17 protein-coding genes are annotated in these 14,644 nt (G+C 62.4%); 11 read left to right on the forward strand and 6 right to left on the reverse strand.

Annotation, left to right across the window (positions count from 1 at the left end):
• The 5 genes from AB3K92_RS28005 to AB3K92_RS28025 form a co-directional block, all read right to left on the reverse strand.
• The gene (locus tag AB3K92_RS28005; protein WP_175897834.1) at positions 1-210 is read right to left on the reverse strand and encodes a hypothetical protein; all 210 of its coding nucleotides are present in this window, start codon (positions 208-210) and stop codon (positions 1-3) included.
• A gap of 7 nt (positions 211-217) precedes the next feature.
• Positions 218-370 (reverse strand): hypothetical protein, encoded by a 153-nt coding sequence (locus tag AB3K92_RS28010; protein WP_175897833.1) that lies wholly within the window; start codon positions 368-370, stop codon positions 218-220.
• A gap of 2 nt (positions 371-372) precedes the next feature.
• A complete protein-coding gene (locus tag AB3K92_RS28015) occupies positions 373-588 on the reverse strand; it encodes a hypothetical protein (protein ID WP_175897832.1) in 216 nt (71 codons plus the stop codon).
• Between the two features lie 141 nt (positions 589-729).
• Positions 730-1,011, reverse strand: coding sequence for a hypothetical protein (locus tag AB3K92_RS28020; RefSeq protein ID WP_175897831.1), 282 nt, complete (start codon positions 1,009-1,011; stop codon positions 730-732).
• A gap of 154 nt (positions 1,012-1,165) precedes the next feature.
• Positions 1,166-1,693: a helix-turn-helix transcriptional regulator gene (locus AB3K92_RS28025; protein ID WP_175897830.1), complete on the reverse strand. Its 528-nt coding sequence runs from the start codon at positions 1,691-1,693 to the stop codon at positions 1,166-1,168.
• A 103-nt stretch (positions 1,694-1,796) separates the two neighbouring features.
• Here AB3K92_RS28025 and AB3K92_RS28030 point away from each other — a divergent pair, with 103 nt between their 5' ends.
• The 5 genes from AB3K92_RS28030 (at position 1,797) to AB3K92_RS28050 (ending at position 7,061) form a co-directional block, all read left to right on the forward strand.
• Positions 1,797-2,045 carry a hypothetical protein gene (locus AB3K92_RS28030; protein WP_244117125.1) on the forward strand — a complete coding sequence of 83 codons (249 nt, stop codon included), beginning with the start codon at positions 1,797-1,799 and terminating at the stop codon, positions 2,043-2,045.
• A gap of 111 nt (positions 2,046-2,156) precedes the next feature.
• On the forward strand, positions 2,157-2,681 hold the full coding sequence (locus tag AB3K92_RS28035) for a hypothetical protein (protein ID WP_369466253.1): 525 nt from the start codon (positions 2,157-2,159) through the stop codon (positions 2,679-2,681).
• A gap of 8 nt (positions 2,682-2,689) precedes the next feature.
• Positions 2,690-3,082, forward strand: a complete 393-nt coding sequence (locus AB3K92_RS28040; RefSeq protein WP_369466255.1) for a hypothetical protein — start codon at positions 2,690-2,692, stop codon at positions 3,080-3,082.
• A 154-nt stretch (positions 3,083-3,236) separates the two neighbouring features.
• Positions 3,237-5,975, forward strand: a complete 2,739-nt coding sequence (locus AB3K92_RS28045; protein ID WP_369466256.1) for a VapE domain-containing protein — start codon at positions 3,237-3,239, stop codon at positions 5,973-5,975.
• 288 nt (positions 5,976-6,263) lie between these two features.
• Complete coding sequence (locus tag AB3K92_RS28050; protein ID WP_369466258.1) at positions 6,264-7,061, forward strand: hypothetical protein; 798 nt, start codon at positions 6,264-6,266, stop codon at positions 7,059-7,061.
• 280 nt (positions 7,062-7,341) lie between these two features.
• Here the strand turns inward: AB3K92_RS28050 and AB3K92_RS28055 are convergent, their stop codons facing one another.
• Positions 7,342-7,524: a hypothetical protein gene (locus tag AB3K92_RS28055; RefSeq protein ID WP_369466260.1), complete on the reverse strand. Its 183-nt coding sequence runs from the start codon at positions 7,522-7,524 to the stop codon at positions 7,342-7,344.
• Between the two features lie 40 nt (positions 7,525-7,564).
• Here AB3K92_RS28055 and AB3K92_RS28060 point away from each other — a divergent pair, with 40 nt between their 5' ends.
• From AB3K92_RS28060 to AB3K92_RS28085, 6 genes are all read left to right on the forward strand, one after another.
• Complete coding sequence (locus AB3K92_RS28060; RefSeq protein ID WP_369466261.1) at positions 7,565-8,038, forward strand: hypothetical protein; 474 nt, start codon at positions 7,565-7,567, stop codon at positions 8,036-8,038.
• A 185-nt stretch (positions 8,039-8,223) separates the two neighbouring features.
• Complete coding sequence (locus AB3K92_RS28065) at positions 8,224-8,802, forward strand: hypothetical protein (RefSeq protein WP_369466263.1); 579 nt, start codon at positions 8,224-8,226, stop codon at positions 8,800-8,802.
• Entirely contained in the window at positions 8,765-10,828 is a 2,064-nt protein-coding gene (locus AB3K92_RS28070; protein ID WP_369466264.1) for a phage terminase large subunit family protein, read from the forward strand. Before AB3K92_RS28065 ends, AB3K92_RS28070 begins: the two co-directional genes overlap by 38 nt.
• Before the next feature lie 2 nt (positions 10,829-10,830).
• Positions 10,831-11,037, forward strand: coding sequence for a phage head-tail joining protein (locus AB3K92_RS28075; protein ID WP_059670916.1), 207 nt, complete (start codon positions 10,831-10,833; stop codon positions 11,035-11,037).
• Position 11,038: 1 nt separating this feature from the next.
• The gene (locus AB3K92_RS28080; RefSeq protein ID WP_369466266.1) at positions 11,039-12,562 is read left to right on the forward strand and encodes a phage portal protein; all 1,524 of its coding nucleotides are present in this window, start codon (positions 11,039-11,041) and stop codon (positions 12,560-12,562) included.
• 49 nt (positions 12,563-12,611) lie between these two features.
• Positions 12,612-14,630 carry a prohead protease/major capsid protein fusion protein gene (locus AB3K92_RS28085; RefSeq protein ID WP_369466267.1) on the forward strand — a complete coding sequence of 673 codons (2,019 nt, stop codon included), beginning with the start codon at positions 12,612-12,614 and terminating at the stop codon, positions 14,628-14,630.
• The last annotated feature ends 14 nt before the right edge of the window (positions 14,631-14,644 follow it).

Below are 14,644 nucleotides of genomic sequence, written 5' to 3' on the forward strand. Positions count from 1 at the left end.
TTACTCCTCTTCACTTTCGCCGGCCGCGCGACATTTCATGTCGACGTGTCTGGCGTGCGGTTGCTGATCGCGCGTCCGAAGCGCCGCGCAGTTCGCGAGGCAGATCCGGAGGGCGGGATTGGTCAGGGATGCGGAGGCGGGGCCGGGCAGACAGCGAAGGCGATGCTCGCGGGCGATTTGTTCGTCGGAGATTCGATCGATCGCTGTCATGCTCGGATCAGCCGGCGGTCGAGCTCGAGGCCGCGAACGCGATACGGTTGGCCATTGACATTTCCGAACGGAACGTGCTGACGGCGACTGCGATGAAGATCACGAGCAGGGCGATGGTTGTGCGCGCTGCGCCGGGTTGAGATTTGCGGTTCCGGCTCATGGCTACACCTGCGCGCGCGAATGCGGACGGGCGGTCGGCGCTTGGGGCGCGTCATTGCCGGGGAGGAGATTCACAAGGATCACGACGACAGCCGCGACCATCACGAAGCGCCATGCGGTCGTCGACTCGGCTTGCTTGGCGGGGGGAAAGTAACTTTGCTGCATGCGCTGGATCGCTGCCCGCCGAGCAGCACCGTGCGCGTCAAAAATGGGTTTCATGAAAACCTCCGGTGGGCGCGTCGGGTGACGCGTTCCGCCGGAGGATATCCGCATACGGAATTAAATGTCAATCCGTATGCGGAAGTTTCAATGTGACGTCTGCCCGGAAAATTAGGTGCGGATGCCGTGCGCGGAAGTGATTCAGGGACGGGGGCGCCACAGCCGCGCCGCGCAGAATTGGCCGGCGAGCGATAGCGCTGCGTCGATCAGCGGGTATTCGTTGATGTACGTGGCGGCTACGAAGCCAATCGTCGCTATGACTGCAAGGGAGACGGTGCCGCGCTGGTGAGGTGCAGGTCGGCTGGTGTGCCGCGCTCGCATCAGCTTGTCGGTGAGGCTTTTGAGGCCGCGAGTCAGGAGGGGGAGAAACTCGGTTTCTACGCCGGTTGCCGTCGAGTCGAGCGATCCGTCAGCTCGCAGCAAGACGAGCGCAGCCGCAACAGCGCGCGTCTCGTCTGAATCAAGGCGTGAGCTGAGGTGTGATGCGATGCGCAGGTGGCGTGCTTCGAGATTGCTCTGCGCTGGCTGCGTGGTGGTGCGTGCGGCACTCTCGTGCCGCGACCGATATGACGAGAGGTCAGTGACTGTTGCTTGCGCCTCGGAGTTTGCGGCGTCTTTGGGCCGATTGGCTATTGGTCTCATGTTCGCTCAGCGTATCAGTGGTTAGATCACGTTGAGCGACGCGTTCGACGAGCGAGCGCTCGTCGTCTGTGGCCGGAATGGTCTCCGATACAGATGTCAGTTCGCCGGCACCTCCCGTGCTGGCCTCGTATGTTGCGATCACAAACTCGGCGAACGCCTGAATCTTGTCCCGCTCTCCTGCCGGCAAGCGAGCAAAGCGTTTTGGGTCGATCGGGAGTGCGCGAGACCCATCACGATCGTCGTCGTCGAGGAGTTGCGCGATCGAGATTCCAAAAGCCGTCGCCAGCTTATATGCCGTCGCCAGCTCAGGCTCGGTGCCCAGGTTCAGCACACGGTGAATCGAGCTCTGCGACATTTTTGCGCGTGCCGCGAGCTTTGCCTGTGTGTCTGCGGCCGGTACACGGCCCATCCAGAGACGCACCCTGTCTGCCAGAAGTTGCCGCATGGAAATGTCTTTGCTCATGGAGGGAATCATTCCATATATGGAATTCCCTATGAGGAATTTTGGAAGTTGTGTAAAATTCCGCATACGGAAGTTTCCGGGTGATTCTCAAATTGGGGGAGCGATGAAAGGCAACCGCGAACCGATGCTCGACACCGTGCTGCGGCGTCTGAATCAGGTGAAGGGCGAGTGGCCCCGAATCGCAGACGAAAGCACGGTGCCATATCAAACCATCACGAAGATTGCATGCGGGTTCGTGCGTGATCCGCGCGTGTCGACCGTGCAGGCCCTTTACGACTACTTCGCCGATCTCCCGGAGCCCGACGTCGGCATGAATGGCCGTGTGCTGGAAACGCTGCACGGCCCGCATTGAGTTACCGCTTTGGCGACGCATTGACCTGTCCCATTGGGATGAATCGTACGTGCGCGGCAGGCGGGTAAACAGAATGAAAGTCCACCATCATCAAGAACAGGCGGGGCACCAATGACCTGCAGATACAGCGGGACCGAGTGGCTCGACGTCCTCTATACGTCGATCCGCAATACGCCGGGTGGCGTAGCCGAGGCAGCGAATTTCCTGACGGCCCGTCGCGGTCGGTCAATCTCGGCAGAGGCACTGCGGTTGCGCCTTCGCGCGGTCGACGAGAACCGTCTCTCGATGGAGATGTTCGAGCTGCTGATCGAATGGCTGGATGAGCGTCGATCGCCATTTGCGTTGGATGCGCTCTACGCATTGAACGAGCGGTTCGGTCTCCGTGCAACCGAGGCACACGCTGCACCGGAGGGTGATCCTTCTGAGGCCCTGATCGACGAAACGCTGCAGATCGCCAAGCACACGGGTGAGGTCGCAGATTCCGTGCGCTCGGCCCTCGAAGACAAGGACATCAGCGAGGGCGACGCGACGACCATCACAACAGCTGCACGTTCGCAGCAGCGTGCGCTCGATCGCCTCATCCGGCTCGCTCGGTTGGCCGTGCGCGGTCCGAAGCCGCTATTTCGTCGCGACTGAGCCGGCCTATGCGCTTCTGCTCCGGAATGCAGTGCTGCAACCCGTACCGCGAACAGGCTGGCCTGTCGTGCGATTACGGCAACCAGTTGTGCTGCGCCAGCTCTGCGCTCGAGCGCATGGCGACTGCGATGCCGTCCGGCGTTCCCCGCCTCATCAATACGTTGCTCGATACGTTCCCGGCTTCGGCTGGTTACGTGATCCAGCACGCTTTGCGCTATGCCGACCCGTCCGTTGCGATCGACACCGCTGCGAAGTACTGCGCGTCTCTCCCGACTCGAGCGGATCGGCTGGCGTTCAAAGACCAGATCGCTGGCTTTCTCGGCAGCGAGCAACTCGAGCAGTTCGAAACATCGACCCTCGCCGAATTTCATCGGCGAAAAGCCACAACCAATCGGGGGTAACAAAGTGACTTTGCCGCAAGTCTCAATCTCGCTTCGTGCACACCACACTCGTGCAAGACACCGCTTTTCCGTAGGTCAATCAGCGTTCGTCGCCGGACGTGCATCGTTCCGCCGCCGCCGGGCCGCCCGGATCTTCGCGACGGGGGCGTGAGCCTTGTCCACGATCGATCAGATCATTGCGCAGCTCGACGCTGCGGGGCATCCGCGATTGCCCGAAGGTCATCCCATCGCGGACGGGAAACCGCACCGCTACGGCCCCAAGAAAAAGCACTGGTATTCGTTGCACGAGATCGTCCGCGCCGGACAAGTAGTCGGCTACACCGGTGCGTTTGGCGAGTGGGGCGGTGACGACAACGGCGCGCAAAAATTCGTGTGGCAAGGTGGTGCGCTTCCCCCTGATGTACTCGCTGAAACCCGGCGACGGCAGGAGGCAACCGAACGCGCGGAAGAGGAAAAGCGACGCAACGCTGCGAAGCTGGCCGCCAACCGTGCGCGTCAGCAGTGGGGCGAAGCTGCTGAAGAAGGCGCGTCCGCGTACCTGGATCGCAAGCAGATTACAGCCGAGGGCGTCCGATTTGCAGAGGACGGGACACTGTATGTTCCGCTGCTGCGGTACACGGCCGACGACGTTCGTATGGTCGGCCTGCAGAAGATCACGCCAGACGGTGCAAAGCGCTTCAACAAAGGGACGGAGAAGAAGGGCGCGGAATGTCGCCTCGGCAGTGTGAACGCCGACGACAAGATCGTGATGGTCGCAGAGGGCTATGCAACGGGCCGGTCAATCCGCATGGCGACCGACGAAGCGATCCCGGTATCGGTGTGTGTCGACGCCGGCAACATCATGCTCGCCGCACGCGCTCTGCGCGACGCGTATCCGGACGCGCATATCCTGATCTGCGCTGATGACGACTGGAAGGTCGAGCAGCAGATGCGGAACTGGCTCGCCGACAAACTCGGCTACAGCGGCGACCTGGTCGTTGGCGCTGATCCAGTCGAGATCGAGCATCGGGGTGTCGCTCATCGTGTCAATGCAGAGGTGGCGCAGATCAACGGAGGTGTTCCGTTCATCGAACTGCGCGTCGTTACCGATTCGCGCCCGGAGCAGATCAAGCGATTCGAGAACACTGGCCGCGCACGTGCCGAAGAAGCAGCAGCGGCGGTCGGCAATGCGAGCGTAACGTTCCCCGTCTTCTCGAACCGCGAAGATCGCAAGCTCACGGACTTCAACGATCTGCACTGCGAGGAAGGGCTCCACGTCGTCAAAGAGCAGGTCGCACGAGCAATCCTCGCAGCACTGGCGCCGGCCGCGAGCGACGTGAAGCCCTTCCCGCACCTGCATGCGGTCGAGAAAACTGCGGACCCGCTGTTCGATCAGGCGGTCGCAGCTGTGCGTGAGGCGCGTCGGGCGTCTGTCTCGCTCGTGCAGCGCCAGCTCAAGATCGGCATTAACCGTGCGGCTCGCATCCTCGACGACATGGAGAAAGCCGGCATCGTATCCGCAGAGAACGACAAGGGTTCGCGCCGTGTGCTCGACGCGGGCGATGATTCCCCCCCTTCGTCGGCTGACGCGGCCGACGACGAATCGTCGGCGGAGCCGGAGCGTCAACCTCGGTCGTGGTACGCGGATCTGCGTCGCACGAACAGCGGTGCGTTGCTTCCGACCGTCGACAACATCTTCGCGATTCTGTCGAACGATCCGAAATGGGACGGTGTCCTCGGCTTCGAGCTGTTCGCGCTGCGGATCGTGAAGCTGAAGCCGCCGCCGTTTCCGGGTGGTGAGGTGGGTGAGTGGACCGATCGCGACGACGCACGCTGCGCGTTGTGGCTCGGGCAGCGCTACGCAGTCAGCCCGCGCGCGGATCTTATCTCGGACGCAGTATTTCTGGTGGCCGAGCGCAATTCGTTTCATGAGGTGCGCGACTACCTCGCGGGCCTGACCTGGGACGGCACTCCGCGGCTGAGGAACTGGCTCGTTACGTACCTCGGGGCGGAGGACTCGGAGTACGTGCAGCTCGCGGGTTTCAAGTGGCTTGTCGCGTCGGTCGGCCGTGTGATGAAGCCCGGATGCAAGATGGACAACGTGCTCATCCTCGAAGGCGCGCAGGATGCGGGCAAGTCGTCGGCGTTCCGGACCATCTTCTCGCAGCGGTGGTTCACGGACGCGAACATCATCATCGGCGACAAGGATTCGTATGCCGTGATGGCAGGAAAGTGGGTGATCGAGCTGGCGGAGCTGGATGCGTTATCGAAGTCGGAATCATCGAACTCGAAGCGCTTCTTTTCGACGGCCGTCGACACGTATCGACCGCCGTATGCGAAGCGAGCCATCGACGTGCCGCGTCAGAGCGTATTCGCCGGCACGGTCAACTTTGACACGTACCTGAAAGATGAATCGGGCAACCGTCGCTACTGGCCGGTCAAGGTCGCTGACGTGTTGAACCTGAAGGGCCTTGCTGCCGATCGCGACCAGATCTGGGCGGAGGCGTACCAGATCTATACCGAATGGGACGCGGCAAACGTTGAGGCTGACGGAGTGCTGCCGGCACCGTGGCAGGTCTTGCCCGAGGAGAAGCCGTTGTTCCGTGTCGAGCAGGACGCGCGCTACGAAGGCGACGTGTTCGAACCGATGATCGCTCGCTTCATCGACGCGCGCGACACCGTCACGATGGAAGAGATCCTCGGCGACTGCCTGAAGCTGGACATTTCGAAGTGGACGCCGGCCGAGCAGCGCCGCATCGGCAAGGCGATCAAGTCGATCGGGTGGGTGCGCAAGCGCGAGACGAAGGGCGCGCGCGGCTGGTACTACCAGCGACCCGAACAGGTCGAGATCGTCGCGCGGGCTGCGACAGCAGCAGTCGCGGCAGCGGAGGTCGCCGATGAAGCATGTTTCTAATGGTCGCCTCCACGCCGTTCAACTCGCATCGTTCGGCGCGCTGCGTCAGCGTTGTTCGTCGCGCCACGTTGGAACTGTTGCCGCGCCTCGACGGATCAATCGGCGCGCCGATATCCGTCCCGTGTCCCGACGTCCCAAGCGTCCCGCCTCACGTACGTGCGTGTGTGCGTGCGACGTGCGCGACACGCACACACGGATGGGCGCACGTCGCAAGCGCGCACGCGCGCACCTGACCTTCTTTCCTTGGGACAGTGGGACAGTAGGACAACATAGAGAACGGGGTGAGGGATGATCGATCTGAAAGAACTAGCCGGGACCGCGATGAATGTTCAGAGCCAGCTCAACGATCAGGCCGTCAACGCAGAGACCACGTTAGCTGCCCTCGCATTCGCGGGCGATCTCGGAAAGTTACTTTGGCATATGAAGTACGGTCAGGACGTGTCATATGTGCACGACGTGAAGCGGTCCCCGCTTCGACGTGCAGTTCTGCTGCTGTCACATCGCATTCGAACGTCGCGGAAGTTCTCGCGGGCGAAGTTCACCGGCCTCGATCACCAACAGGCACTCGAAAAGCGTCGAGGTCAGAAAGTCGACATCGCGAAGGCGGACATCGTCGAGCGATTCGCGCGTCGAGTGATCATCGAGTGGTGCGCGGATATCTGCACTGATTGCGACGGTCACGGTGTGATCGGTCGATCACGTCGCGACGAACCGACCGACCACGACGTTGAATGCCCCGTTTGTCATGGTCGTCGAAAGGTCGTAGTCGACGAGCAGCGCGTGCCGTTCGCACACAATGGCCGCAGTCCGATGGTGCTGCGCGAGTACGGCACATGTGCCGAGTGCGACGGCGTAGGCAAGATCCGTGTCTCGGCATCCGGGGTTCGCGTCGGTCGACAGATCTGCAAGAGCTGCGGCGGATCGGGCAAAGCCGCGATCGACGAGCCGGCGCGTGCGCGTGCGCTCGGAATCTCGCTGGATCTCTACCGTGCGCAGTGGCCTCGGTATTTTGTCGCGGCGCTCGCGCTGTTGGATAGTGTCGACGGAAGCGTGTCTGACACGGTGAGACGGAAGATGCAACGATGAAAATCTTGCAAACCAAGAAGAGCGCGCATAAAATTCGGCCATCCTTTACCGAGTCACTGGATATTCGCTGGCACCGCGCGTTAGTCGTGCAAACCTCTCGGAGACATAACAACAATTAAGGGTGCCCGTTAGGTCAGTGGGAGGCGCTCGCCTTCACGAAATGGAATTCTCGAAGCCTCGAGTGCGCAAGCCTCGGGGCTTTTTGCATTGGAGGCCGCATGACTGGTGGCTCTTTCACGCTACGTGTCGACTCGTCTCGCCTCGAAGCGTCGTTCGAAGATCACGTGCAGCGGCAGTTACCGTTCGCGATCTCGAAAGCGTTGAACGACACGGCCGCTGCGGGCAAAGCAGCTTTGGGCGATGAGATTCGCGAAGTGTTCGATCGACCGACGCCGTACACGCAACGCTCGTTGCGCATCAAGTCGGCGACGAAGAAGCGGCTCGAGGCGCGCGTCGGGTTCATCGACGAATCGTTCAAGGGCACGCCCGCAACGAAGTACCTGATGCCGCAAGTGACGGGCGGCCCGCGTAGCGTGAAACGAGTTGAAGCGTTGCTGCGAGCGCGGGGATTGCTGCCGTCCGATATGTACGTTGTGCCAGGTGCGGCAGCGCAGCTCGACCAGTACGGCAACTTCAGCCGTGGCCAGTACTCGAAGATCCTTTCGCAGCTGCAGGCGTCGCGTGATCGAACGCAGAACGAAACGGACCGATCTCGAAAGCGTCGCAAGCGCGATCCGCTTCGCGACGCGCGCTACTTCGTCGGTCGACCGGGTGGCGGCAGGATGGCACTCGGCGTGTGGGCGCGATACAAGTTCGCTTCCGGCTATTCGATTCGGCCGGTCCTGATGTTTGTTCGCGCGCCTCGCTACAGTGTGCGCTTTCGATTCAATCAGGTGGTCGAGAGCACGACGGTGCGCACGCTGCCGACCGCGTTCGAAGCCGCGTTGAAGCTCGCGATGGCGACCCGTCGACCGTAGATGAGAGTCAGTCGCGTCGCGGCGGGTCCTCCCCGACCCCCTGCCGATGCGGGTAATTCGAGCCACGTCAGACGTGCAGTGTCAAAGATTTTTCAGGGTGGTCACCGGGGTGGTCAGGTGGTCGGTTTTGGTGGTCAACGGGTGGTCATATGGCTGAGATGAGTCAACGCGGTTTCGCGCGTCACATGAACGTCGCGCTCAACTCGGTCCAGAAAGCCATCAAGGCTGGGCGGATCTCGCTGAATGCGAACGGCAAGATCGACTCCGATGCGGCCGAGGTCGCATGGCGGCGCAACACTGACGAATCGCGCCGATCGTTCGAGGATCTGTCGCGGGCGACGCCTGCGCTTTCCTCGGCTCCTCTGCCGTCGCCGCTGGGCGACGACGAAGACGACTTCCCCGCTGGCGCGAAGAACGAAGACCCGCACATGGCGAAGTATCGCGCTGCGCGTGCGCATCGCGAAGAGACTCGCCTCGAACGTGAACGCATGGAGTTGGCGCGTGAGCTCGGCAACACGCTTGCGCTCGCGGATGCGCAGCGGATTGCCTTCACGACCTTCCGAACGGTGCGCGACAACGTGATGAACGTGCCGGTGCGCGTGAAAGACATCCTCGCGGCCGAGGACAGCCCGGCCCGAGTCGAATCAATACTTGAGGAGGAGCTCGCACGAGCGCTGTCCTCGGTCGACGTAGACGCGTTGATGCAAGATCAAGACGGTGACGCCGATGGGAGCGATCGAAGCTTTCCTGAAGACGATCAATGAGGCGATTCAGCCTGACGACCGCATCGGTATCGCCGAATGGTCTGAGCGGCATCGCATCTTGCCCGAGAACAGCCCGGAGCCGGGTCAGTGGCGAAACAGTCGAACGCCGTACCTCGTCGGCATCATGGATGCGTTGTCCGGCATGGCGAGCAACGTCACGCGATACACGCACGACGATCTGCGTCCGTTCGACAACAGTTGGGTCGTGGTCGTCGGCCTTCAGAAAGGGCACCAGCTCGGCGGTTCGGCGCTTGGCGAGAACTTCATCGGTCGCAGTATCACGACAGCGGCCGGCAACATCTTGTGCGTATTCGCGACGAAGGACGACGCTGAGAAGTGGGAGATGGACCGCTTCGAGCCGATGAGGCTCGCGACGCGTGCGCTGCGCCGCCGCGTGAAGGATTCAAACCGGAAGAACAGCGCCAACACCAAGCTGCGCAAGCGCTATCCCGGCGGCATGATGAACCTCGTGAGTGCGACGCGCGCAGGTCGCCTCAAGTCAACGACGGTTCGTTACGCGTTGCTCGAGGAGGTTGACGAGTACGAGCTCAACGTCGACGGACAGGGCAATCCGATCGACCTTGCCGTCAATCGGACAAGCAACTTTGGCCGCCGGGCAAAGGTGTTCGCGAACAGCACGCCGACGATCAAGCGTCGGTCGCAGATCGAGAAGCTGTACGAGCAGGGGGACCAGCGCCGGTACTTCGTGCCATGCCCGCATTGCGGGCATCCGCAGTTCTTCGACTGGCACAAGGGGATGAAGTACACACCGGGCGAGCCGGAAACCGTGCGCTACTACTGCGAATCATGCGGGGCCGGCGGTCGTGAGCACGAATGGAAGCGGGGGTATGACAGTGCGTACTGGATGCCGACCGCGAAGGGCGACGGGAAGACTGCCAGCTTCCACCTTAGCGCCATCTACGCACCGCTCGGCTGGCGTCCGTGGGACGAGATGGCGGCCGACCACGAGGCCGGTAACCTCGACGTCGAGAAGAAGATCGCTTTCTTGAACAACGGCCTCGCCGAGACGTACGAGGACAAGGCCGCCGAGATGAAATGGCAGACGGTTAAGCGCCGCTCGCAGCCGTACAAGCTGCGTACGATCCCCCTCGGGTGCCTCATCCTGACTGCGGCTGTCGATACCCAGAACGATCGTCTCGAGGTCGAGATCGGCGGCTGGGGGCGAGGGATGCGGAACTGGACGATCGATCACATTGTGCTGCGGGGAGATCCCGCGACGAAGGCTCCATGGGCCGCGCTCGACAAACTGCTCGAGACACCGATCGTCAACGCTTTTGGTGTGCCGATGCGCATCGAGCTGTGTGCGGTCGACTCGGGTGGTGGCCGCACGCAGGACGTGTACGACTACTGCCGGCTTCGTAAGCACCGTGGCGTGTTCGCGATCAAGGGGGCGCGTGACAAACACAAGCCGATCATCGGACGCCCGACCGATCAGGACGTGACGAAGAACGGTCGGACGTACAAGGGCGGGGTGCAGCTTTGGCCAGTGGGAACTGATACAGCGAAGTCTCGGATCTACAGCGCGTTGTCGCGCGACGAGGAGCTAGAGGCCGCTGATCATCAGATGCTGTTCTCGACGGATCTCGAAGACGAGTACTTCGAGCAGCTCTGCGCTGAGGCATACAACCCGGCGAAGGATCGGTGGGACAAGCTTCGCAAGCGCAACGAGGCGCTCGACCTGAAGGTCTACAACCTCGCATGTGCGTACCACCCGAAGCTGCGGCTCAATGCGTTTCAGGACGCCGATTGGGCTGCTGTCGAGGCTGTTGTCGAGCCGCGTGTCCGTGATCTGTTCGCCGAGCCGGCTCCGGAGGTCGACACCGATTCAGTCGGGAGCGCTGCGGAATCGAATGGCGATGACCTGGCGGTCGAGCCGGAAGCGGCCGATTCGGCAGTTGAGGAAGTTGAACCCGTCGTATCCGCTCCCGTGCCAGAGGAGACGGAGGCTCATCCCGTTACGACCGGATGGGTTCCCCGACGTGATAACTGGTTGAGGCGTAGGTAGCTATGGCATTCACACAGAACGATCTGATCGCCGTCGAGCGAGCCATCGCGAGCGGGGCGCTGACGGTGGAATACAACGGCAAGAAAACGACGTTCCGCAGCATCGCCGACCTGCTCGCAGCTCGCGACCTGATCAAGGCAGACGTCGACGCGGCCGCAGGCGGCTCGCGCCGGCCCCGATCGAGCATCGCAATCATCGAGCGATTCTGATATGCGCACGAACATTCTCGACAAGATGATTGCAGCGGTCTCGCCCGTGTGGGGCGCTCGCCGGATGCAGGCACGTGTCGCGCTCGATGCTGCTCGCGGCTTCGATGGCGCGAAGCGCGGTCCTCGCGCTGTCGGCTGGCGCGCAAGCGGGGCCAGTGCGACCGCCGAGCTTGCGCCAGCATTGGCGACTCTGCGTAACCGGTCGAGGGATCTCGTCCGGAACAACGGATACATCAAGCACGCGTTGAACGTGAAGGTCGCGAACCTGATCGGGACAGGCATTCGCGCGAAGTTTGACAACAAGGCGCTGCAGAAGCTGTGGAAGCATTGGGTCAAGCAATGCGATGCGGCTGGTCTGCTCGACTTCAATGGCATTCAGGCGCAGTGTTACCGGGCGATGGATGAGGCCGGGGAGGCGTTCGTTCGGTTTAGGACGCGTCTGCCTGACGATGGCCTAGAGGTGCCGCTCCAGCTCCAGGTGCTGGAAGCGGAGTACCTCGATAGCGCCAAGACGGGGCCGACCGACAACGGGGGATTCATCATCACCGGGGTGCAGTTTGATGCGATCGGCCGCCGCGTCGGGTACTGGTTCTTCGATCGGCACCCCGGCGAGATCGCACTCGTTCCGCGTGACATGCAAAGTCACTTTGTGCCGGCGTCCGAAGTCATCCATCTGTTCGATGCAATCAAGCGCCCCGGTTCGGTGCGCGGTTTCCCCGAGTTCTCCACGTCGATCTGGAAAGTCCGCGATCTCGACGAGTATCAGGACGCGGAGCTGGTCCGGAAGAAGATCGAGGCGTGTTTCGCGGCCTTCGTGAAGACGAACGATGAAGGCTATCAACCCGGTCGACCCGTTGCCATCACCGGGGCGAAGGCCGATGCGCCGCGCGTCGAGGCTTTGTCACCCGGGATGATCGAGTATCTGCGCAGCGGCGAAGAGATCCAGTTCGCTGCACCGGCCTCTAGCGACGGTTACGAAGAGCACGTGCGCATCGAGTTGCGTGCGATTGCGGCCGGCTGCGACATCACATACGAGCAGCTGACAGGCGACTACTCGCAGGTCAACTTCACGAGCGGGCGCATGGGGAAGATGGAGTTCAAACGGATCATGGAGCAGCGGCAATGGTTGATCGTGATTCCGATGCTCTGCGAGCGCGTCGCAATGCGCTTCGTATCGACGGCATTCCTCGCAGGCAAGACGAAGCTTTCCACATGTGACGTCACGTGGACGCCGGAGCGTATCGAGTTTATCGATCCGGCTCGCGAGGCGAACGGCCTGATCGCGCTGATCGAGGCGCGGCTCAAGAGTCGCAAGCAAGGTATTCGTGAACTCGGCGACGACCCGGAGGAAGTCGACGAAGAGATCGTCGCCGATCCGCTCAACGCTGACGAACCGCCGCCCGGCAGTAGAAGTGCCGGATCTGGCGGAGCGAGGTCTTCGCCCGATACCCGGCGACGGACGATTTCCACCCACAAGCGCCCGCGTAAGCGGGCGTTTTCATTTGGAGGCAAGCATGCCCCGTAGCACTAACAGCCCGACGAGTCCGCAGGCGCGGGGCACGTCGATGCCTCTCATGTCGCGCCTGATGCCGGTCTCATCGTTCAACGCCGATGCGCGAACTGTCGACGTGACGTGGACGGCCGGCGCGCAGGTCGCACGATACGACTGGATGCGTGATCGGCCGTATCTCGAAGAGCTCAGTACTGCGCCCGGTGCCGTCCGCATGGATCGCCTGTCGTCGGGGACCGCGCCGGTCATCAACAACCACGAGCGTTGGCGGGGACTGGACGGTGTCCTTGGTGTCGTCCAGGCGGCCGATCTCGACACCGCAGCCGGCACCGGGTCTGCGACGCTGCGATTCTCCCGCCGTGACACGGCGGAGCCGTACTTTCAGGACGTTCAGGACGGGATTCTCCGAAACGTCTCCGTTGGCTATCGAACCTACCGCATCGAGATGATCCCGCCCGGCCAAGAGGGCAACGAGATGTGGATCTATCGCGCGATCGATTGGGAGCCGACCGAGATCTCCGTCGTCGATATCAACGCCGATGCCGGGTCGACGACACGTGGTGATCCCGGTCAATCGTTCGCGGGGCAACTTCCCACTTTCCCGTGCGAGTTCGTCGAGCGCGGGGCAGCAGCACAACCCACCGGGGCCGCTACCCCGTCGATCAATCAAGGAGCAGAGACGCAAATGCATGTTCAAGACAACACCCGTACCCAACCGACGACCGTTCAAACCCCGACGCCGGCACCCGGCAACGTCACTCCGGCGCCTGCGGCCGACAACGCGCGTGCCGAAGGCGAACGCGCTGAACGTCAGCGCATCATCGACATCGGCGCGGCCGTGCGCGCGAGCACGCTCGACGGCCAGCAAGCGCTGATCGACAGTTACATCGAGCGCGGCGTCGCGATCGACGCCGTACGCGCCGAGGTGCTGCGTTTGCAGGCCGAGCGGTCGAACGCAACGAACATCCGCGGGCAGGTGAATGTTCAAACCGTCACCGACGAGACGGACGTGCGCCGAGCCGCGATGACCGATGCACTCATGCATCGCCTCAACCCGCGCCACACGATCACTGACGCTGCTCGCCAGTATCGCGGCATGACGCTGCGTGAACTTTGCCGCATCGGTCTGGAAGCGGCACACGTTGACACGCGCGGCATGGACATCCGTGCGCTGGCCGGCGCTGCGCTCGGGATGGGCGAGCGCGGCGGCTACCACACGACGTCGGATCTGCCTGTCGTGTTCGGTAACGTGATCAATCGCACGCTGCGCGACGCGTACGCGGCAGCGCCGCGCTCGTTCACGACGTGGGCGCGTCAGGGCGTTCTGACCGACTTCCGCGCGGCTACGCGCGTGATGGTCGACGGCAACCTTAAGCTCGAGAAGGTGAACGAGGCCGGCGAGTACAAGACCGGCACCCTTGTCGACGGCGGCGAAGTGATCCAGCTCGGCACTTACGGCAAAGTGATCAGCTTCACGCGCCAGATGATCATCAACGACGATCTGTCGGCACTCGAGCGTGTGCCGCTGTTCTTCGGCCGTGCAGCTGCGAACCTCGAATCGGACCTGGTCTACGGCGCACTGACGGGCGGCGGCAAGATGGCTGACGGCAAGCCGCTATTCGATGCCGCGCACAACAACATCGGTACGGCAGCTGCGATCAGCATCGACTCGCTGTCCGAAGGGCGCACCAAAATGCGTACGCAGAAGGCACCGGGCGACGATTCGGTCGTGAATGTGATGCCGAAGTATCTGCTCGTGCCGGCGGCGCTCGAGACGGTCGCTGGCCAGTACACGAGCAACCAGTACACGCCGACCGTCGCGAAGGATCAGAACCCGTTCTACGGCGTTCTGACACCGGTTGTCGAACCGCGCCTCGACGCGATCAGCTCGACGGCGTGGTACCTCGCTGCCGATCCCGCGACGATCGATACGGTCGAGTTCTGCTACCTCGAGGGCGAGCAGGGCCTGTACACCGAGCAATCGCTCGACTTCGATGTCGACGGCCTGAAGGTCAAGGCGCGGATCGACTTCGCAGCGAAGGCAACCGACCATCGCGGTCTGTTCCGCAACGCCGGCAAGTAACTTACGCGGCGGCG

Source organism: Burkholderia sp. Bmkn7 (genome assembly GCF_041103175.1).
Taxonomy (GTDB): Bacteria; Pseudomonadota; Gammaproteobacteria; order Burkholderiales; family Burkholderiaceae; genus Burkholderia; species Burkholderia cepacia.